General features: G+C 59.3%; 18 protein-coding genes. 16 read left to right on the top strand and 2 right to left on the bottom strand.

Features of this window, described 5'->3' with window-relative positions:
* The first annotated feature begins 123 nt into the window (after positions 1–123).
* The 6 genes from mnmA (at position 124) to MUN82_RS07365 (ending at position 7,801) form a co-directional block, all read left to right on the top strand.
* Positions 124–1,266 carry a tRNA 2-thiouridine(34) synthase MnmA gene (mnmA, locus tag MUN82_RS07390; RefSeq protein WP_245096286.1) on the top strand — a complete coding sequence of 381 codons (1,143 nt, stop codon included), beginning with the start codon at positions 124–126 and terminating at the stop codon, positions 1,264–1,266.
* 92 nt (positions 1,267–1,358) lie between these two features.
* Entirely contained in the window at positions 1,359–2,102 is a 744-nt protein-coding gene (locus tag MUN82_RS07385; protein ID WP_245096284.1) for a hypothetical protein, read from the top strand.
* Between the two features lie 178 nt (positions 2,103–2,280).
* Positions 2,281–3,978 carry a S8 family peptidase gene (locus MUN82_RS07380; protein WP_245096282.1) on the top strand — a complete coding sequence of 566 codons (1,698 nt, stop codon included), beginning with the start codon at positions 2,281–2,283 and terminating at the stop codon, positions 3,976–3,978.
* Positions 3,979–4,041: 63 nt separating this feature from the next.
* Positions 4,042–4,359: a hypothetical protein gene (locus tag MUN82_RS07375; RefSeq protein ID WP_245096280.1), complete on the top strand. Its 318-nt coding sequence runs from the start codon at positions 4,042–4,044 to the stop codon at positions 4,357–4,359.
* A 130-nt stretch (positions 4,360–4,489) separates the two neighbouring features.
* Positions 4,490–5,173: a ribulose-phosphate 3-epimerase gene (gene rpe, locus MUN82_RS07370; RefSeq protein WP_245096279.1), complete on the top strand. Its 684-nt coding sequence runs from the start codon at positions 4,490–4,492 to the stop codon at positions 5,171–5,173.
* Between the two features lie 159 nt (positions 5,174–5,332).
* Positions 5,333–7,801, top strand: coding sequence for a TonB-dependent receptor (locus tag MUN82_RS07365; protein ID WP_245096278.1), 2,469 nt, complete (start codon positions 5,333–5,335; stop codon positions 7,799–7,801).
* Between the two features lie 79 nt (positions 7,802–7,880).
* On the opposite strand, the gene MUN82_RS07360 is transcribed toward MUN82_RS07365, so the two are convergent.
* On the bottom strand, positions 7,881–8,861 hold the full coding sequence (locus MUN82_RS07360; RefSeq protein WP_245096276.1) for a DUF2911 domain-containing protein: 981 nt from the start codon (positions 8,859–8,861) through the stop codon (positions 7,881–7,883).
* A 488-nt stretch (positions 8,862–9,349) separates the two neighbouring features.
* On the opposite strand from MUN82_RS07360, the gene hisG reads away from it, so the two are divergent.
* The 10 genes from hisG (at position 9,350) to hisIE (ending at position 18,624) form a co-directional block, all read left to right on the top strand.
* The gene (hisG, locus tag MUN82_RS07355; protein WP_245096274.1) at positions 9,350–10,201 is read left to right on the top strand and encodes an ATP phosphoribosyltransferase; all 852 of its coding nucleotides are present in this window, start codon (positions 9,350–9,352) and stop codon (positions 10,199–10,201) included.
* A gap of 98 nt (positions 10,202–10,299) precedes the next feature.
* The gene (gene hisD, locus MUN82_RS07350) at positions 10,300–11,592 is read left to right on the top strand and encodes a histidinol dehydrogenase (RefSeq protein ID WP_245096272.1); all 1,293 of its coding nucleotides are present in this window, start codon (positions 10,300–10,302) and stop codon (positions 11,590–11,592) included.
* Between the two features lie 79 nt (positions 11,593–11,671).
* On the top strand, positions 11,672–12,724 hold the full coding sequence (gene hisC / locus MUN82_RS07345; RefSeq protein WP_245096271.1) for a histidinol-phosphate transaminase: 1,053 nt from the start codon (positions 11,672–11,674) through the stop codon (positions 12,722–12,724).
* Positions 12,725–12,810: 86 nt separating this feature from the next.
* Positions 12,811–13,251 (top strand): ATP-binding protein, encoded by a 441-nt coding sequence (locus tag MUN82_RS07340; RefSeq protein ID WP_245096269.1) that lies wholly within the window; start codon positions 12,811–12,813, stop codon positions 13,249–13,251.
* Positions 13,252–13,385: 134 nt separating this feature from the next.
* Positions 13,386–14,492, top strand: a complete 1,107-nt coding sequence (gene hisB, locus MUN82_RS07335; RefSeq protein ID WP_245096268.1) for a bifunctional histidinol-phosphatase/imidazoleglycerol-phosphate dehydratase HisB — start codon at positions 13,386–13,388, stop codon at positions 14,490–14,492.
* A 211-nt stretch (positions 14,493–14,703) separates the two neighbouring features.
* Positions 14,704–15,291 (top strand): imidazole glycerol phosphate synthase subunit HisH, encoded by a 588-nt coding sequence (hisH, locus tag MUN82_RS07330; RefSeq protein WP_245096266.1) that lies wholly within the window; start codon positions 14,704–14,706, stop codon positions 15,289–15,291.
* Between the two features lie 92 nt (positions 15,292–15,383).
* Positions 15,384–16,100 carry a 1-(5-phosphoribosyl)-5-[(5-phosphoribosylamino)methylideneamino]imidazole-4-carboxamide isomerase gene (gene hisA, locus MUN82_RS07325; protein WP_245096264.1) on the top strand — a complete coding sequence of 239 codons (717 nt, stop codon included), beginning with the start codon at positions 15,384–15,386 and terminating at the stop codon, positions 16,098–16,100.
* Between the two features lie 110 nt (positions 16,101–16,210).
* Positions 16,211–16,969 (top strand): imidazole glycerol phosphate synthase subunit HisF, encoded by a 759-nt coding sequence (hisF, locus tag MUN82_RS07320; RefSeq protein WP_245096262.1) that lies wholly within the window; start codon positions 16,211–16,213, stop codon positions 16,967–16,969.
* Between the two features lie 98 nt (positions 16,970–17,067).
* Complete coding sequence (locus tag MUN82_RS07315) at positions 17,068–17,928, top strand: DUF5694 domain-containing protein (RefSeq protein ID WP_245096260.1); 861 nt, start codon at positions 17,068–17,070, stop codon at positions 17,926–17,928.
* 54 nt (positions 17,929–17,982) lie between these two features.
* Positions 17,983–18,624 (top strand): bifunctional phosphoribosyl-AMP cyclohydrolase/phosphoribosyl-ATP diphosphatase HisIE, encoded by a 642-nt coding sequence (hisIE, locus tag MUN82_RS07310; RefSeq protein ID WP_245096259.1) that lies wholly within the window; start codon positions 17,983–17,985, stop codon positions 18,622–18,624.
* A gap of 31 nt (positions 18,625–18,655) precedes the next feature.
* Here the strand turns inward: hisIE and MUN82_RS07305 are convergent, their stop codons facing one another.
* The gene (locus tag MUN82_RS07305) at positions 18,656–19,156 is read right to left on the bottom strand and encodes a cupin domain-containing protein (RefSeq protein ID WP_245096258.1); all 501 of its coding nucleotides are present in this window, start codon (positions 19,154–19,156) and stop codon (positions 18,656–18,658) included.
* Positions 19,157–19,173: the final 17 nt, after the last annotated feature.

Here is a 19,173-nt window from a genome sequence, read left to right as displayed (position 1 = left end):
GAGTGTTTTTCAGATTCCGCGCTCTGCTCGGAAGGACAGGTAAAGGCAGGCCCCCACCCCCCAATTTCGTATCTTTGCGCGGCGGCCGGGAACTTTGGACTCCCGGGCGTTTTTCTACTCTCCATGAACACGACGAAAGGACGGGTGCTGGTCGCGATGAGCGGCGGCATCGACAGCTCGGTGGCGGCGGTATTGCTGCACGAGCAAGGCTACGAGGTGGTCGGCATGACCATGAAAACCTGGGATTACGCCTCGGCAGGCGGCTCCAAAAAAGAAACCGGCTGCTGCTCCCTCGACAGCATCAACGACGCTCGGCAGATTGCCGTGGAGCTGGGTTTCCCACACTACATCATCGACATCCGCGACGAGTTCGGGGATTTTGTAATTAGCAACTTCACCGATGAATACTTAGCCGGGCGCACGCCCAACCCCTGTGTGCTCTGCAACACCCACATCAAGTGGGATGCCCTGCTGCGCCGCGCCGACCAGCTTGGCTGCGAGTTTATCGCCACCGGCCACTACGCCCAGGTGCGCCACGAAAACGGGCGTTACGTCATTAGCAAAGGGGTGGATGAGAACAAGGACCAGTCGTATGCCCTGTGGGGCGTGTCGCAAGAAAGCCTGTCGCGCACGTTGTTCCCATTGGGCGCCATGCGCAAAACTGAGATTTACGACGAGGCGCGCCGCCGCGGCTTCACGGAGCTGGTAAACAAGCCCGAGAGCTACGAAATCTGCTTTATCCCCGATAACGACTACCGCGGGTTCCTGCGCCGTCGCGTGCCAGGCTTGGAAGAGCGTGTGGCCGGCGGGCAGTTTGTGCTGCGCGATGGCACAGTGGTGGGTACGCACGCGGGCTACCCCTTCTACACTATTGGGCAACGTAAAGGGCTGGGCGTGGCCCTGGGTTTCCCGGCCTACGTTACGGCAATTCACCCTGAAACCAACCAGGTAGTGCTCGGCAACTACGACGACCTGGCCAGCACTGCCACTGTGGTCGGCAAGCTGAACATGGGCAAATTTGCTTCTCTGGAAGGCCGCGGGTTGGTGCCCAGCGTTACCAAAGTGCGCTACAACCACGACGGCGCCCCTGCCTTTCTGGAGCAGGTAGGCGACAAAATCCGGGTATACTTTGAGGAGGCTGTGCACGCCATCACGCCTGGTCAGGCCGCTGTGTTTTACGACGGGCAGGATGTGCTAGGCGGCGGCTGGATAGAACGGCACGTTATTGGCGAACTGCCGATACCAGCCGAGTTGGCTGCTTTATAAGTTGTTAGTTTCTAGTTAGAACGTCATTTCCCTCTGCGGTCGAAATGACGTTCTAACTAGAAACTAACAACCAAAGACTCACAACTTATAGTATGACGCATCGCTATCCACGATTAGTAGGCCAATTTTTCGTCGTTGGCTCGCTGGCGCTGGCCGCCGTAGCCTGCACCGAAAGCAACGATGAAACGCCCGCGCCTGAGAATGATTACTACCCTGTAGCGGTGGGCAACTACCGCACCTACGCCGTGACCGATAGCCTCTGGCGCGACAACGTGCTGACCGTGCAGCAGTTTCAGTTTCGGGAGCGGGTAGCGGCCACCTTCACCGATGCCAGCGGGCAGACAGCCTACAATGTCATTCGCTCGCGCCGTGCCACCGCCACCGATGCCTGGCAGGACGACAGCACGTTGGTGCTGCTGCCCACCGACCGCACTTTGCAGCAGATTCGCAATAATCGCCGGACCGTGGAGCTGGTGTTTCCTACCCGCATTGGCTACAGCTGGAACCGCGACGCCTACAATGCCCTGGATACCGTGACGGCCCAGAACCGGGAGTACCAGCAGGTAGGCGAGGCCTATACTGTGAACGGCCGCACTTACGAGCGTACCGTGACCACCACCGATACCGAGCTAAACACCGCCACCGGCACCACCCTCGACGACGGCCTCTACAACGTGGCCAAGTATCGGCAGGTGTACGCCCAGGGCGTGGGGCCCATCGCCCGGATACGGCGGCGGTTTGTGTACTGCGGTACCGGCAACTGCGTTCCTTCCAAAAACTATGTGTACCGTGGGCAGGTGCGCCGGGAAACGCTACTGGAATTGGGGCAGTTGTAGACCCAGGTAGGTAGTATATCTGTTTTGCTAAAAAAAATAGTAAAGGCCGGCCGCAATGTCGGTCTTTTTCTTTGTCTGATGAAGATTTAGAAAGTAGAATAAGCTTTATTTAAGTCTAAATAAATAAGAAAAACGGCCTAAAAGCCGTATCTTAGGCTCAGAAATAAAAGCTAATTTTATGCGCTTTTTCGTGCTGTGTATTCTGGCTTGGCTACCCCTTTGGAAGGTAGGCACGGTGGTGGCGGGGCTGCCGGTTCGCCCGCCGGGCACGCCCACTGTGCGCAAGCATTTGGTTTATCTGCGCGACAAAGCCAATACGCCGTACAGCCTCAGCGCCCCCCAGCGTTTCCTGACGGCCCGGTCCCTGGCGCGCCGCACCCATCAGAATATTTCCCTGCTGCCCCGCGACCTGCCCGTAGACCCTGCCTACGTGGCGCAGGTGCAGGCTGTGGCTGGCGCTAAGGTGTGGTACACTTCGCGGTGGTTTAACGCTGTGGTGGTGGAGTGCGACTCTACCGTGCTGGCCGTAGTGCAGGCCCTGCCGTGCGTGCGCAGTGCGCGCACGCTCAACCGGAGCGCCGCTACAAGTGCGCCGCTCCCTGTGCAAGCAGGCGCTCCTGTGGCAGCCCGCCCGGCCGGCACCCGCGCCGACTACGGCAACGCCTACGCCCAGGCTCACCAGATTGGGGCCGACGTGATGCACGACGCTGGCTTTCGGGGTGAAGGCATGCACATTGCCGTATTCGATGGCGGCTTTCCGGGGGTGAATACGGGCTCAGTCTTCGCCTCGTTGTATCAGCAAAATCGGCTGGCCAGCGTGTACAACTTCGTGGGGCGTGACCAGAACGTGTACCAGTACGACGACCACGGCACGCTGGTGCTTTCTACCCTGGCTGGCAATCAGCCGGGCGTGTTTATTGGTACAGCTCCGCAGGCCACGTACTATTTGTTTGTGACGGAAGAGGTAGCCTCGGAGCATCCCGTGGAGGAAGTTAACTGGCTGATTGCCGCCGAGCGGGCAGACTCGCTGGGCGTTGATATCATCAACTCCTCGCTGGGCTACAACACCTTCGATGCGCCCTCCGTCGACTATGCGTACACGGACTTGGATGGTCGAACCGCACTCAGCACGCGGGCCGCTACTGTGGCGGCGCGGGTAGGGATGCTGGTGGTAAACAGTGCCGGCAACGAGGGCAACAACCGTTGGCTCTATCTCTTAGCTCCCGCCGACGCCGATTCCATCCTGACAGTAGGCGCGGTGGACTCCTTGGGTACGCGCGCCCGATTCAGCTCTATTGGTCCTGCCGCCGATGGTCGTTTGAAACCCAACGTGAGTGCCATGGGCCAGCAGGCGGCCTTTGTGTATCCCAGCGGCGCCATTGGACGCGGCAACGGCACCTCGTTTGCCAGCCCCATTGCGGCGGGGTTGGCGGCCGGCTTCTGGCAGGCGCACCCCACGCTCACGGCCCAGGAGGTGATTGACTACCTGCAACGTTCGGCTTCCCAGGCCACTGCCCCCGATAACTTATTAGGCTACGGCATCCCCAACTTTGGGCGGGCCCAGCAGGTGGCCGCTGGTATTCCCTTGCCCACGGCCCCCGTCGCGGGGGTAGGAAATCTGGTGCACCTGTATCCGAACCCTGTGCCAGCGGGTGCGGCCACGTGTACCCTGCAACTTCCTGCCGAATGGCGCGCACAGCCGCTGGAGGTGCGCCTCTACGATGCGCGGGGGGCATTGGTGTCGGCGCTGACGTTGCCGGCGCCCAATGCGCCCACCGTGCAGCTGCCTACTACCGCACTGCGGCCGGGCGTGTATAGCTGCCGGGTGGGTAGGGTAGGGCAGCCCTTGTATACAGTACGCCTGCTTCGCCTGTAACGCTGCCACAGTCTGGCTTATCGCCGGCTTTCACTTGCTTTTTTAATCCCTTACTTTTTTTCGATGTTACAGTTAATGGTGACCAAGCGCATTGGTCGGCGGCAGTTTCACTTCACCGTGCAGGGCGCTAATTTTCATGAAGTAGTAGCTGAGTACGACCGGCTCAGTTTCCCCGACGTGCCCGCCTGCGGCCTGTGTGGCTCCGACAACCTGGACCTCACCTCCCGCGTGGCCCAGGACAAGTTCAAGTACACCAGCGTGAAATGCCTCGATTGCCGCGGCGACGTGACCTTCGGCAAAACCCAGAAAGACGACCAAACTTACTTCCTGCGCAAGCGCGAAAACGGCGACATCGACTGGCAGCCCTGGAAAAAGCAGTGAGATAGTGAAATGGTGTGATGGTAAAATGGCGCGTTTGCCGTTCTGCTGGTTCTACTTGCGCAAACTGGGCAGGTAGCGCCAGCAGAACGGCAAACGCGCCATTTTACCATCACACCACTATCTTCGCCCTATGAATGCTACTCGTCCAAAACCTCAGCTGGCGCCTTCGCTGCTGGCCAGTGATTTTGCCAACCTGCAAGCCGAAGTAGAACGCCTGGCCGACAGCGCCGCCGATTGGTTGCACTGCGACGTGATGGACGGTCGTTTTGTGCCCAATATTTCCTTTGGTGTGCCCGTGCTGGAGGCCATTGCCCGCTACGCCAAGCAGCCGCTCGACGTGCACCTGATGATCGAAAGTCCGCAGGACTACCTGCATGCCATTCGCGACGCGGGTGCCAGCAGCATCACGGTGCACTACGAGGCTTGCCCGCACCTGCACCGGGTGGTGCAGCAGATCAAAAAGCTGGGCTGTAAAGCCTGCGTAGCTCTGAACCCGGCTACCCCCGTGAGTTTGCTCGAAGACATTGCCCCCGACCTGGACATGGTGCTGGTGATGTCCGTGAACCCCGGCTTCGGGGGCCAGACGTTTATCCCGAACACCCTGCGCAAAGTAGCCGCTCTGAAAGAGCTGCTGGTCGACTGCGGCTCCCCAGCTCTCATTGAAATCGACGGCGGCGTGAGCAGCGACAACGCTGCCGCCCTGGTGCAGGCTGGCGCCGATGTGCTAGTAGCCGGTAGCTTCGTATTCAGCGGTGGCGACCCGGTGGGCACCCTGGCCAAACTGCGCCAGCAGGTAGATGAAGTGGAATACTAGCAGCGAAGCCGGAAAACAGTTTAGGGTTTGTCTGGCTGTGGTATATGAGTTGCTAAGACAAGGCTGTTTCGCTACGCCTTTTATTCTGGGTTGATGACGCACGCTGACCGTTCTAGGTGTTTTTTCTGGGGAATACTAGCGGTATTATGGCTAAGCGGCATGCCCGCCGCCGTGGCGCAGCAAATGGCTTCGCAGCTTGTCAGCGGTACTGTCCGTGATGCTACGGGTGAGCCCTTGCCCCAGGTGGGGGTAGGCGTGGAAGGCCAGCCCGGCGGCACCAGCACCAACGAGCAGGGTTATTTTCGATTGCGAGTGGCGTTTCCGGCCAATGAGCCCGCTCCGGTACTGGTGGTGCGAAGCCTGGGCTTTCAGGCACTGCGCGTGCCACTATCGGCTGCTACCACCCAGCCGCTCCAGCTTACGCTACAGGCTGATACCCGCGCCATTGGCAACGTGACCGTGCGCGGCCGCCGCGACCAGTCCGATACCCGCGAGCAGGTCAGCCTCACACCCCTCGACCCGCGGGCCGTGAAAGAGCTGCCCTCCACCTTCGGCGACTTCAATAAGATTCTGACCACCCTACCCGGCGTGGTGGCCAACAACGAACTGACCAGCACTTACTCGGTGCGGGGCGGCAACTACGAGGAAAACCTCGTGTACGTGAACGGCTTCGAGGTGTACCGGCCGTTTCTAGTAACGGCTGCCCAGCAGGAGGGCCTCAGTTTCATCAACCCTGATCTGGTGGAGAAGGTGGAGTTCTCGACCGGCGGCTGGCAGCCCAAGTACGGCGACAAGCTGTCTTCGGTGCTGAGCGCGCAGTACAAAACGCCCCAGCAGTTTGCCGCCTCTGGCTCGGCCAGCCTGGTGGGCGGTACGGCCCATGTGGAGGCTACATCGCCCAATAAGCGTGTGAGCTACCTGGCTGGGGTGCGCTATAAAAACGCCCGCTATGTGCTGCAGTCGTTGCGCCAGCAGCAGGGCGGTTACAACCCTACCTTCTACGACGGCCAGCTGTACGTGAATGCCAACCTGGGCCCCGTGGGCGACGAATCCCGCACCTCCCTGGGTATATTGGCTACAACAGCCCACAACGATTTTCGCTTTACGCCCGAGAGCGGCCAGAGCACCTTCAACACGGAAGGCAACCAGCTCACGCGCCTCACCATTTTCTACGATGGCCGCGAGCGGATGCAGTACGACACCTACCAGGGCGGCCTGAATCTGCGTCACCGCTTCACCGACCACCTCCAGGGCGAGCTGCTGGCCGGTGCGTTTGTGTCCCGGGAGCTGGAGTACCGCGATGTGGAGGCTAGCTACCGCTTCTCCGAAATCAACCGGGCCCCCGGCCCCGATTTCAACCGCGAGGTGCGCGTGCGCGATGTGGGCTCACGCTTCGACCACTCCCGCAACACGCTGCTGGCGAAGGTGTTTACACTCGAAGCCCGCGGCCAATGGACGCCTGCCTCTCGCCACACCGTGCGCTTTGGGGTGAAGACGGGTAGGGAGCGAATTGATGACCAGCTCGACGAATACAATTTTGTAGACTCGGCCGATTACGTGCCCGAGTATCGCCGCACCCGTCTAGTGTCGGACCTGAACCTGGAGAGCTACCGCACGCAGGGCTACGTGCAGAATACCTTTGATATTGACTCGCTCCGTACGCTGACGCTGGGCGTACGAGCGCACTATTGGTCTATCAATCAGCAACTGGTGGTAAGTCCGCGGGTGCAGTACGCACAGGTGTCGCGCCGTCACCCGAATGTGTCGTACAAAGCGGCCGTGGGCCTGTATGCCCAGCCGCCCTTTTACCGCGAGCTGCGCAACCAGGTAGGCACGCAGGCTACCCCGCAAGATGCGCTGCTGATTCAGGCTCAACTCAACCCCGAGCTGCGGGCGCAAAAATCGTTGCACGCCATTGCTGGTACCGAAATCCGCTTTCAGCAGTTCGACCGGCCGTTTCGCTTTTCGGGCGAAGTATACTATAAGTATCTGACCGACGTGGTGCCGTACGACGTGGACAACCTGCGCCTGCGTTACTTCGCCAAAAACAACGCCCGCGCCTACGCCGCCGGGGTGGATGCGCGCATCAGCGGCGAGTTTGTGCGCGGGGCCGAATCGTGGTTTAGCCTAGGCGTGCTGACGACGCGCGAAAACCTGGACGGCGACTCAATGAACGTGTACAACGCCCAGGGCCAAGTGACGGGTAGGGAGGCCAAGGGCTACATCCGCCGCCCCAGCGACCAGCGCCTGAACGCGGGTATTTTCTTCCAAGACCATCTGCCCGACAATCCTTCGGTGCGAGGCTACGTGAACCTGGTCTTCGGCACGGGCCTACCCTTCAGCCCGCCCAACAACCCCGATGCCCGCGGCACCAGCACGCTGGTGCGCTCTTATAAGCGTGTGGACCTGGGCTTCTCCAAAGTCCTGACCGTGCGCGCCGGCGACGAAGCCGCCCGTCACCCTGGCCAGCTGCAAAGCCTGTGGATCGGCTTAGAAATCCTCAACGTGCTGCAAGCCAATAATGTGGCCGGCTACAGCTACGTGCAGGACATCAACGGCCGCACCTACGCCGTGGCCAATTATCTCTCGCAGCGGGTAGTAAACTTGCGCCTGATTGGGCGGTTTTAGAGATGGCAAGTCAAAACGGCCTGTCATCCTGAGCGCAGCTCAGGATGACAGGCCGTTTTTCTATTCAACACTTCCTTTCCTAATACGCCTTGGCCTGCCACTCTGTGAGGGCGACGCGCATGGTGGCTTGCTGATTTTTGAAATCATCATCGTCCTTGGAGCCCAGCTTGAGGGCTTTGCGGGTGTAGATGAGCGCCGTGGTATAATCTTGCTGGGAAGCCAGCAGCCGGGCCTTGATCCAGTTGTTGAGGTAGGCGTCGTTGAGGCGCAATGACTCGTTGATGTAGCGCAGGGCTAGCTCTGGTTGCAGGTTGTTCTGCACGAGGTAGTCGGCGGCCTGGGCCAGCAGCTGCCAGTTGCCGGGGTGCTGGGTGAGCGTTTGGGCAATACCGGCCAGCACCTGCGTTTGCACGTCGGTTTCGATGAGCATACTCATTGTGCGCCGTTCCCAGGTAAGGTTGAGGCGGCCGCTGGCAGGCTTCACTTCCGAGAACCAGTACAGCAAGGTTTCCTGGAAGTTTGCCTTTTCGGGCAGCACGGGTACGTGAACCACGTCGTCTTTGGGGTCGTAGTTCTCGGTACCCCAGTGCGTGGTCACGCGGTTCAGAATGAAGTCCCATTCCGAATCAGCTCGCGGATACACATACAGCGAGTACTGGCCCGCCGCCACATCCTTGCCGTTCAGTTTCACGGGGCGCGAAAACGTAATCAGTGTGTTTTCGTTGGCACCCGCCCGCCACACCTGGTTGTAGGGTACCAGCCCACCCCATACGGCCCGGCTCCGAACAGCAGGCGAGTGATAATCCACTGTCACGTCCGTCAGTCCCAATGTTTGCTCAATCACGGCGTGCGGGCTGGCCTGGGGAAGAGGAAGCTGGGGTTGTCCGGTAGTAGCGGATGCCAGAGCGGCCGGAGCCTGTACCGGTGTTCCAGCAGATTTTTGTGTGGTAGTATCAGCGGCAGGCGCCTGCTGGGCGTAAGCAACGGAGCCACCGACGAGGGCAGAGCCGCTCCATATACCAAAACAAGCCAGCAACAGGCAGCGAGAGCGAAGAGTCATGCAAAAACTATAAGAGGTAGGCGAAGCAGATCAGGAACGAACGTTGTCGAAAGAATAGTGCCAAAACGAGAGTTTTTTGCACAATTAGGGTGTAAAGATCTGGCATAGCTGAATTTTTTCCCTGAAAAATTTTCATCCTACCATCGGGCGTGTACTTTTGTGCCACTAGTTGCTTTTTCTATGTTCGTTGTTGCCACCCCGCTCTTCTGCCTTTGCCCTGCCGCCCCTGTGGCCGCCGGCCGGCTGCGCGCGGCGCATCATCATGCACACGAACATCATTCCTCTTTCTAGAGGAATCCACGAATCATATTGCCCCGTTGGGAGATCTGCAGTATCAGCTCCCCGGCCGTTCCCACAGGACGGCCCTACCCACTATGGGCGAGTTTCGCCGGGGCGCCTTCTCGTTTCCTCCTTCCCACCGACGTAAAGATTAAGCGCTACCCGCCAGGAGTATCTTAATTTTTAATCCTTACTTTTTACTTACCAACATGATTCGTCTGGCCATTCAGAAGTCGGGCCGCCTGAGCGAAGATTCCCTGAATCTGATTCGCGAGTGCGGTATCTCCTTCCTCAGCAGCACCTACAAGCTCAAAACCGAAGCCACCAACTTCCCTCTCGAAATCCTGTTCCTGCGCGACGACGACATTCCCGGCTACGTGCAGGACGGCGTGGCTGACCTGGGCATTGTGGGGCAAAACGTGCTGGTTGAAGCTGGTTACCCCGCTCTAGAAGTGGAAACGCTAGGCTTCAGCAAGTGCCGCCTGAGCCTAGCTGTGCCTCGCGGCGCCGACTATAAAGGAGTAGGCGACCTGGAAGGAAAAAATATTGCCACGTCCTACCCTGAAATCTTGGGCCGCTACCTGGCCGGCGAAGGTGTGAAAGCCCAGTTGCACACCATCAGTGGGTCGGTGGAAATTGCCCCCAGCATTGGCCTGGCCGATGCTATTTGCGACATCGTGAGCAGCGGCTCTACCTTGCTGGGCAACGGCCTGCGCGAAGTGGAAACTGTATTTCGCTCCGAGGCCGTGCTGATTGCCAACCAGCAGCTATCGGCCGAAAAGCAGGAGCTGCTCGACCAACTGCGCTTCCGCATGCAGGCCGTACGTCGCGCCCGCCGCAACAAGTACATTATCCTGAACGCCCCCATCGAGGCGCTCGATCAAGTGAAGGCCTTGCTGCCCGGCATCAAGTCGCCTACCGTCACTAAGCTGGCCGAAGAAGGTTGGGTGTCGGTACAATCGGTGGTGAACGAGGACGACTTCTGGCACGTCACCGACCAGCTCAAAGCCGTTGGGGCCGAAGGCCTGCTTGTGCTGCCGATTGAAAAGATGATAGCCTAGATTTGAGCCATAAGCTATTGGCTGCTAGCTGTCAGCTTCTCTTTGAGAGGAAGGAAACCGCTAGCAGCCAATAGCCAATAGCTATTAGCTACTAGAAAATGCAAACCTTTCAATACCCCGTGCCGGCCGAGTGGCCAGCGTTGCAACAGCGGGCTGCCGCCGCCGAGGCCGCTGAGGTAGAGGCGCGCGTGGCGCAGATCTTTGTCGACGTGCGCCAGCGTGGCGACGAGGCCCTACGCCACTATGCCGCTACCTTCGATGGCGTGCAGCTCACCGACCTACGCGTGAGCGGGGCCGAGCTGGAAGCGGCTGCGGCGCAAGTGCCCGCCGAGTTGCAGCAGGCCATCCGGCAGGCCCGCGCCAACGTGGAGAAATTTCACGCTACTCAATTCTACACGGAAGAACCGGTAGAAACCATGTCGGGTGTGACGTGCTGGCGCAAATCGGTGCCGGTGCAGCGGGTAGGGTTGTACATTCCGGGCGGCACAGCGCCGCTGTTCAGCACCTTGCTGATGCTAGGCGTGCCGGCGAGGCTGGCCGGGTGCCCGGAGGTGGTGCTGTGCACGCCCCCGCAGAAAGACGGCTCCGTGAATCCGGTGATTTTGTTCACGGCCCAGCTGTTGGGCATCACTACTATTATTAAAGCGGGCGGGGCGCAGGCCGTGGCCGCCCTCACTGGCGGCACCGAAAGCGTGCCGGCCGTAGATAAAATCTTCGGCCCCGGCAACCGTTACGTAACGGCCGCCAAACAGCTGGCTACCCGCTACGGCGTGGCTATTGATATGCCCGCCGGGCCATCAGAGGTACTGGTCATTGCCGATAGTACCGCTAACCCCGCCTTCGTGGCGGCCGACTTGCTGAGCCAGGCCGAGCATGGCCCCGACTCGCAGGTGCTGCTGCTCACCGACTCGGTGGAATTGCTACCCCGGGTAACGGCCGAGGTAACGCGCCAACTCGCCGAGCTGCCCCGCCGCGAGGTAGCGGCCCAGGCCTTGCAGGAAAGCCGCGCCATTCTGCTGCGCACGCCGGAGGAAATGCTGTTTTTCTCGAACCAATACGCGCCCGAGCACCTGATTCTATCGGTGGAAAATGCCGAGCAGCTAGCGGAAGGTGTCACCAGCGCCGGTTCGGTGTTCCTGGGCCACCTCACGCCCGAAGCCGCCGGCGACTACGCTTCGGGTACTAACCACACGCTACCCACCAACGGCTACGCCCGCAACTACAGTGGCGTGTCGCTGGATTCGTTCCTGAAAAAAATCACCTTCCAGCGCATCACTGCCCAGGGGCTGCAACAGGTAGGACCCGTTGTGGAAACGATGGCCGAAGCCGAAGGCCTGCGCGCCCACGCCCGCGCCGTGACGCTGCGGCTGGAGTCGTTGGCGAAAAAGTAAAACAAAAGAACGTCATGCTGAGCGCAGCGGAACGATAGAGATGCTTCGACTCCGCTGAGCACGACTAATACCCTCCACTATGTTTGACTTAGAAAATCTGGTTCGTCCGAATATCCGCGCCATGAAGCCCTACTCATCGGCCCGCGACGAGTTTCAGGGCGAGGCGCAGGTAATGCTCGACGCCAACGAAAACAGCCTTGGCTCGGCCGGCCCCGCCAGCTTCAACCGCTACCCCGACCCGTTGCAGCGCCAGGTGAAAGCTGAACTGGCAAAGTTGAAAGGGGTGGAGCCAGCACAAATCTTCCTGGGCAACGGCTCCGACGAGGCCATCGACCTGTTGGTGCGCCTCACCTGCACGCCTGGCCAGGACCGCATCCTCATTCTGCCGCCTACTTATGGTATGTATGAGGTAGCTGCTAACCTCAACGATGTGGCGCTGGAGCGCCTACCCCTTACACCCGACTTTCAGCTCTCGCCGGAAGTAATCGAAGGCATCGTGGCCTCCGATGCCAAGCTGGTGTTTCTCTGCTCGCCTAACAATCCTACCGGCAACCTGCTCCGCGCCGCGGACATCGAGCAAGTGCTACGCGGCTTCCGCGGCCTGGTAGTGGTAGATGAGGCCTACGCCGACTTCGCAGCCGCCCCCAGCTGGACCACGCGTCTGGCAGAGTTTCCGAATCTGGTGGTGTTGCAAACTTTCTCTAAAGCTTGGGGCTTGGCTGGTTTGCGTTTGGGAATGGCCTTCGCTTCGCCGGAAATTATTGGCTACCTCAACAAAATTAAGCCTCCTTATAATATATCGGAAGCTACGCAGCAGCACGCACTGGCCGCCTTGCAGGACGCGCCGCGCTTCGAGGCGATGAAGCAAGATTTGCTACAAGGCCGTGATTGGCTGGCCGCGCAGCTCCCTACCCTGGACATTGTGGAGGAGGTGTTTCCCTCCGATGCCAACTTCCTGCTGGCCCGCTTCCGCCCCGATGCGACGGCCGTGTATGAGTACTTGCTCGGCAAAGGCATCGTAGTACGCAACCGTACCACCCAGCCCGGGTGCGCTGGCACGCTGCGGCTCACGGTGGGCACGCCCCAAGAAAATGAGGCGTTGCTAGCGGCACTGCGGGAATATTCGGAGTAGCAACTACCGACCTGCCAGGGGCTTGAAGCCTAGGGGTACGGCCAAGGTGCCGACTACGCCACAGCTATCCGTTTAGTCTCTAACTCATGCAACTCATTGTGTTCTGCGGCATTCAGGCCACAGGTAAGTCAACGTTCTACCAGCAGCAATTCTTCCACTCGCACGTGCGCATCAGCCTCGATCTGCTGCGCACGCGCAATCGGGAGCGGCGGCTGTTGCAACTGTGCCTGGAAACGCAGATGCAATGCGTCGTAGATAATACGAATCCTACCCGCGCAGAGCGGGCAGCCTATATTGAACCGGCTCGGGCGGCAGGGTTTGAGGTGGTGGGGTATTTCTTTCAGTCGGTAGCGGCGGCGGCCCTGGTGCGCAACCAGCAGCGGCCCGCCGAAGGGCAGGTGCCCGACCGTGGTATCCGGGGCACGGCCGGGCGGCTGGAACTGCCACAGCGGCCTGAGGGCTTCGACCAGCTGTACTCAAACAAGTATTGTTCGAAGCCAATCCTGGTTTTACCCTTCGGTCACTAACCTTATCTGCACACTTAAAGCATCAGTTGGTTTGGCAGCATATATAGTAGCACAAGCTGCGGCAGTAATAAGTCTCTACCCAATTACCTAGAGCCTGGTACGCGTGGTAGTCAAAAAGAACCTCAGAATAAATCATGAAAAAAGTACTCTTCATCGACCGCGACGGCACCATCCTCATCGAGCCGCAGCCGAGCCAGCAGATTGATGCCCTCACGTCCGACAAGTTTCAGTTTGTGCCCGGCGCTATTTCCGGGCTGGCCCGCATTGCCCGCGAGCTAGACTACGAGCTGGTGCTGGTGAGCAACCAGGATGGCCTGGGCACCGACAGTTTTCCAGAGGAAACTTTCTGGCCGGCCCACACGCTTATGCTCGACATTCTGCGCTCAGAAGGCGTGGAGTTTGTGCGTGAGCACATCGACCGCAGCTTCCCTCACGAAAACCTCGACACCCGCAAACCCGGCATCGGGATGCTGGCGCGCTACCTCGATGCCCAGCACGGCTATGACCTGCCAAACTCCTACGTCATCGGCGACCGGCCAACCGACGTGCAGCTGGCCGAGAACCTGGGGTGCCAAGCCATCCTGATAGGGGAGGAGGCCGACGAGCGCGCCGCCCTGACGACCACCAGTTGGGAAGAAATCTACCAGCGCCTGCGCCTACCTGCCCGCACAGCCGTGGTGCAGCGCGATACCAACGAAACCAAAATCCGCGTGGAGCTGAACCTTGATGGTGCTGGCCGCCCACAAATGCATACGGGCCTCGGCTTCTTCGACCACATGCTCGACCAGCTCAGCAAGCACTCGGGCGTCGACATGAAAATCGAAGTACAAGGTGACTTGCACATCGACGAACATCATACTATTGAGGACGCAGCCATTGCGTTGGGCGAAGCCTTCACACAAGCACTCGGCGACAAGCGTGGCCTAGCGCGCTACGGTTTTTTACTACCTATGGACGACGTGCTGGCCCAAGCTGCCATCGACTTTTCGGGCCGCCCGTGGCTGGTGTGGGAAGCGGAGTTCAAGCGCGAAAAAATCGGTGATATGCCGACAGAAATGTTTTACCATTTCTTTAAAAGCTTCTCCGACGCCGCCCGCTGCAACCTCAACATCAAAGCCGAAGGGCAGAACGAACACCACAAGATTGAAGCTATTTTTAAGGCAGTAGCAAAGTCTATGAAGATGGCGCTGGTACGCGACGCAGGCAAGATGGAGATACCAAGCACGAAAGGGGTTTTGTAGTTTATTCAAATGTTAAAAACATATGGATAAATCAAGTGATGCGCGGATTGATAGCGTTTTGTGGTTGCTTAATGAAGTTATACCTGAAAGCCTCGCTATAGATGAGGACTTCCCAACTGCCAATCTGTTGAAGTGCGCAAGATGTTAAATCCAAGGTTACTCAAATGATTAAACATATGGGAAGACAACCCTTTTACCTGATATTACTCAAATGAAAATAGCAGTAATTGATTACAAAGGAGGCAACGTACAGTCGGTGTTATTTGCGCTGGAGCGGCTGGGCGTACACGCTACGTTGACGGCCAACCCTGAAGAAATTCAGAGCGCCGATAAGATCTTGTTTCCAGGCGAAGGCGAGGCGTCTACGGCCATGCAGGAACTGCGCAGCAAAGGCCTCGACCACGTGCTGCCTACCTGCCGGCAACCCTTCCTGGGTATTTGCCTAGGCATGCAATTGCTGGGCACGCATAGTGAGGAGAACAATGCCGACATGCTGGGCATCCTACCCTTTGAAGTGAAGCGCTTTGCAGCCGATGCCCAGCACAAAGTGCCGCATATGGGTTGGAACAATCTGCACCGACTCCGCTCCTCGCTATTTGACGGCGTGCGGGAAGAAGACTATGTGTACTTCGTGCATAGCTACTACGCGCCGGTCGGCAGCTACACCATTGCTGAGGGCGAGTACCCCACCCCATTTAGTGCCGCTGTGCAGCACGAAAACTTCTACGCCGTGCAGTTTCACACCGAGAAAAGCGGCCCGGTAGGCACGCGCATTCTGGAGAATTTTTTAAAGCTGTAACTGTCCTTCTGAGCGCAGCGAGTAATCTGAGTAACCATCCGTAAAGCGCAGATTACTCGCTGCGCTCAGAAAGATACGCATACCCCCAATCCATGGACATCATCCCCGCTATCGACCTCATCAACGGCCAATGCGTGCGCCTAACCGAGGGCGACTTCTCCCAACAAACCACCTACGACTCCGACCCATTGGCCGTGGCCCAACGCTTCGAGCAGGCCGGGGTGCGCCGCCTGCATCTGGTCGACCTGGACGGGGCCCGCGCTAAGCAGCCTGTTAACTTGCCCGTGCTGGAGCGCATTGCCCGCCACACCAGCCTGACTATCGACTTCGGGGGCGGGTTGCAGAGCGAGGCCGCCGTGCGCCAGGCCTTCGACGCCGGGGCGCGGCAGATTACGGCCGGCAGTATTGCCGTGCGGGAGCCCGCGCTGGTAGGCGAGTGGCTGCGCACCTTCGGGGCCGAGCGCATCATCATTGGGGCTGATTTCCGCGACAACCATATCTCCATCAACGCCTGGGCTGAGCAGAGCGAACGGACGCTCGCGGAGTTCATCGAAGACTACCTGGCGGCTGGTGCCACTACCTTTATCTGCACCGACGTGAGCAAGGACGGTAAGCTGCAAGGCCCCGCCCTGGCCACCTACCAGCAACTGCGGCAACAGCTGCCGCAGGCGCAGCTGATTGCCTCGGGTGGCGTGACGACGTTGGCCGACGTGGAGGCGCTAGCGGCTGTAGGCATGCACGGCGCTATTATTGGCAAGGCCATTTACGAAGGCACCATCACGCTGGACGAGATGCGGCCGTTACTGTAAGCTGATCTTGTCGTTTCGAGCGCAGCGAGAATCTAGGTTTATCATTGTTACAACTTACTCAGATTTCTCGCTACGCTCGGAATGACAACGAACCACAACCAACCATACAAATGCTAACTAAACGCATTATTCCCTGCCTCGATGTGAAGGACGGCCGCACTGTGAAGGGCGTGCGCTTCGAGGGGCTGCGCGATGCCGGTGACCCGGTGGCGCTAGCTGCTCAATACGCCAAGCAGGGTGCCGATGAACTGGTGTTTCTCGACATCACGGCCACCAACCAGAAGCGCCAGACGCTGGTACAGCTGGTGCGCGACGTGGCGGCTACCCTGGATATTCCCTTTACGGTGGGCGGCGGCATTGGCTCGGTAGCCGATGTGGAAATGCTGTTGCTCAACGGCACCGATAAAGCCAGCATCAACTCGGCTGCCCTGCACCGCCCCGAGCTAATCGACGAGCTGGCCCGACGCTTCGGTTCCCAGTGCATTGTGGTGGCTGTAGACGCCCGCTACACCGAGGAAAACGGCTGGCAGGTGTACACCCGCGCCGGCACCCACAACACCGGCCGCGACGCCGTGCAGTGGTGTCGCGAAGTAGCCGACCGTGGCTGCGGCGAAATCCTGCTGACCAGCATGAGCAACGACGGCACCAAAGACGGCTTCGCACTCGATCTGACCGGCGACGTGAGTAGGGCCGTATCGGTACCAGTGGTGGCCTCGGGCGGGGCTGGCAGCATCCAGCACTTCACCGACGTCTTCCAGCAAGCCCAGGCTGACGCTGGGCTGGCCGCCAGCATTTTTCACTTCGGCGAAATCGGTATTCAGGAGCTGAAGCAGACGTTGCGGGCGGAAGGCATTCCCGTAAGATTGTAGGTAGATTGTACCTTTCTGTGGCTATGCTGTTTTCCAGAACGACCTCTCTCGTTTTCCTCTTTTTTTGCTTGGTGTTGTTGGGGCTGATACGCCCATCAATGAGTCGTGCACAAGGTGCCCCATCCAACAAGGTGCAGGTGATGGTGGTCGGTTCCGACCATCTGGCCCAGCTGTATAACAAGCAGCCGCAGTCGGACGTGTTTAGCGCCAAGAAACAGGCGGAGCTGGCGCAAGTACGGGCGCAGCTCGCCCGGTTTCGGCCGACGGTTATCCTGGTGGAGGCTGAACCCCGGGAACAGGCGCAGCTCGATAGCCTGTACAGGTTGTACCAACAAGGACAGTTAGCGCTGGAAAGCCTACCCACTGGGCGCAGCGAGCGGTATCAGGTCGGCTTTGCGCTGGCTAAGCAACTGCAGCTACCAAGTCCGAAGGGGGTAGACTACTACGCTACCACGTCTCAGTCGTTACTGAGCACTGGCACAAACATCGAAGCTTACACGCGGGAGCTGAAGCAGCTGCAGACGACGGCCCGTCCTTTAAAGCGGCTCGTGCAGCACGACAGCCTGTCGCTCTACGACTACCTGGCGCTGGTAAACAGACCGGAGTTGATTTCTCTGGTGCACCGGCTGCAATTCAACACGCCCGCCCAGGTGATGAACGGTACCTTCGCGGCGGGTGGCACAAACACGGTGGACCTGGGTAAAGTAGATACCGAATACATTGGGGCGCACTTCATCACCCTGTTTTACAACCGCAACTTGAAAATCTATTCCAACATCCTGCGGGCTCAGCAGCAAAGTCAGGCCCCGCGGGTGCTGGTTCTATTTGGGGTGGCGCACGTGGGTGTACTACAGGAGCTCTTGGCGGCCAATCCGGCGTATGAGGTAGTACCCGCTACACGGTATTTGAAGATATCCAAACAAAAGCTCCGCCACTTACAGAAGCAAGCGGGGCACTAGCTGAGCGCTTTGACCGCAGGCCGCAACGCGACCAGAACATTTCCTACAAACAACATGACACTAGATTTCGATAAGATGGGCGGCTTACTGCCCGCCGTGGTGCAGGATGCCGATACCGGCCAGGTGCTGATGCTGGGCTACGTGAACGAGGAAGCCTGGCAGAAAACCCAGCAGGAGGGACGCGTGACGTTCTTTTCCCGCTCCAAAAACCGCCTCTGGACCAAGGGCGAAACCTCCGGTAACTACCTCACCGTGGTGAGCCTGCACGAGGACTGCGACGGCGACGCCCTGCTCATCCGTGCCCGCCCCGATGGCCCTACCTGCCACCGCGGCACCGTCAGCTGCTTCGAGCAGCCTCAGCAAACGGCCCTACCCACCGCCCCAGTCGGTTTTCTGGCCGAGCTGGAGCGCCTGGTGCAGCGTCGCCGCGACTTCCCCGACGAAGACCCCAAATCGTACACGGCCTCGCTGTTCCGCAAAGGCATGCCCAAAATGGCGCAGAAAGTAGGAGAGGAGGCCATCGAAACGGTTATTGATGCGGTAAGTGGCAACACAGAGGGCCTGAAAGGCGAAGCGGCCGACTTGCTCTACCATCTGTTGGTAGTATTGGCTGGCTCAGGCTTAAGCCTGGAAGATATTGTAGGCGTGTTGCGGGAGCGGCACAGCACCATCTCGGCGGGTGTGCGGCGGGAGTAGAGTTGGGTTTTAAGACCTAGCATCCAACAGGCTACTTCTTCCACAGGGTAGGCAGCCCCTGGGCGGCGCCCAGCAGCGGATCGGTGGTAGGAATAGGTAGGGCAGCAATGCGCTGATCGGCCTGGGGTCGTTCGCCGGGCAAGCCGCGGTTCACGTCCCATGAGCGCCCCTCGGGGTAGGCGCCCACAATGCCTAGTTGCTCGCTGCCCAGGTTTTTGTGCCCTACGCCGGCTGGCAACACGAGAATGTCACCGGCCTGCACGCGCACAGATTGGCCTTGCTCGCCGCCAAGCTGTAGCTGTGCAGTGCCTGCATACACGCCCAACACCTCGTGGGAGGTGCTGTGGTAGTGGTGGTAGGCATACACCCCGTTGCGCCAGGAGTTGGTCCAGTTGTTCGCCGCGAAGCGCTTTTCAAGCCACACGGCTCCCTCCGCGTCTCGGGCGGGGAAAGCGTTGCGGTAAAGCAGAACTGGAAAGCGGCTGTTGGGAATCTGGCCGTCGTCGTGAAAAAGAAACTGTTCAGGTTGCATCAGATGCAGGTTGGGGG

The organism is Hymenobacter aerilatus, from assembly GCF_022921095.1.
GTDB lineage: Bacteria > Bacteroidota > Bacteroidia > Cytophagales > Hymenobacteraceae > Hymenobacter > Hymenobacter aerilatus.
This window is presented reverse-complemented; position numbering and strand designations above follow the sequence as displayed.

Coding starts and splice junctions, on each gene's coding strand:
- mnmA (WP_245096286.1), top strand. CDS start 124: ATGAACACGACGAAAGGACGGGTGCTGGTCGCGATGAGCGGCGGCATC.
- MUN82_RS07385 (WP_245096284.1), top strand. CDS start 1,359: ATGACGCATCGCTATCCACGATTAGTAGGCCAATTTTTCGTCGTTGGC.
- MUN82_RS07380 (WP_245096282.1), top strand. CDS start 2,281: ATGCGCTTTTTCGTGCTGTGTATTCTGGCTTGGCTACCCCTTTGGAAG.
- MUN82_RS07375 (WP_245096280.1), top strand. CDS start 4,042: ATGTTACAGTTAATGGTGACCAAGCGCATTGGTCGGCGGCAGTTTCAC.
- rpe (WP_245096279.1), top strand. CDS start 4,490: ATGAATGCTACTCGTCCAAAACCTCAGCTGGCGCCTTCGCTGCTGGCC.
- MUN82_RS07365 (WP_245096278.1), top strand. CDS start 5,333: ATGCCCGCCGCCGTGGCGCAGCAAATGGCTTCGCAGCTTGTCAGCGGT.
- MUN82_RS07360 (WP_245096276.1), bottom strand. CDS start 8,861: ATGACTCTTCGCTCTCGCTGCCTGTTGCTGGCTTGTTTTGGTATATGG.
- hisG (WP_245096274.1), top strand. CDS start 9,350: ATGATTCGTCTGGCCATTCAGAAGTCGGGCCGCCTGAGCGAAGATTCC.
- hisD (WP_245096272.1), top strand. CDS start 10,300: ATGCAAACCTTTCAATACCCCGTGCCGGCCGAGTGGCCAGCGTTGCAA.
- hisC (WP_245096271.1), top strand. CDS start 11,672: ATGTTTGACTTAGAAAATCTGGTTCGTCCGAATATCCGCGCCATGAAG.
- MUN82_RS07340 (WP_245096269.1), top strand. CDS start 12,811: ATGCAACTCATTGTGTTCTGCGGCATTCAGGCCACAGGTAAGTCAACG.
- hisB (WP_245096268.1), top strand. CDS start 13,386: ATGAAAAAAGTACTCTTCATCGACCGCGACGGCACCATCCTCATCGAG.
- hisH (WP_245096266.1), top strand. CDS start 14,704: ATGAAAATAGCAGTAATTGATTACAAAGGAGGCAACGTACAGTCGGTG.
- hisA (WP_245096264.1), top strand. CDS start 15,384: ATGGACATCATCCCCGCTATCGACCTCATCAACGGCCAATGCGTGCGC.
- hisF (WP_245096262.1), top strand. CDS start 16,211: ATGCTAACTAAACGCATTATTCCCTGCCTCGATGTGAAGGACGGCCGC.
- MUN82_RS07315 (WP_245096260.1), top strand. CDS start 17,068: ATGAGTCGTGCACAAGGTGCCCCATCCAACAAGGTGCAGGTGATGGTG.
- hisIE (WP_245096259.1), top strand. CDS start 17,983: ATGACACTAGATTTCGATAAGATGGGCGGCTTACTGCCCGCCGTGGTG.
- MUN82_RS07305 (WP_245096258.1), bottom strand. CDS start 19,156: ATGCAACCTGAACAGTTTCTTTTTCACGACGACGGCCAGATTCCCAAC.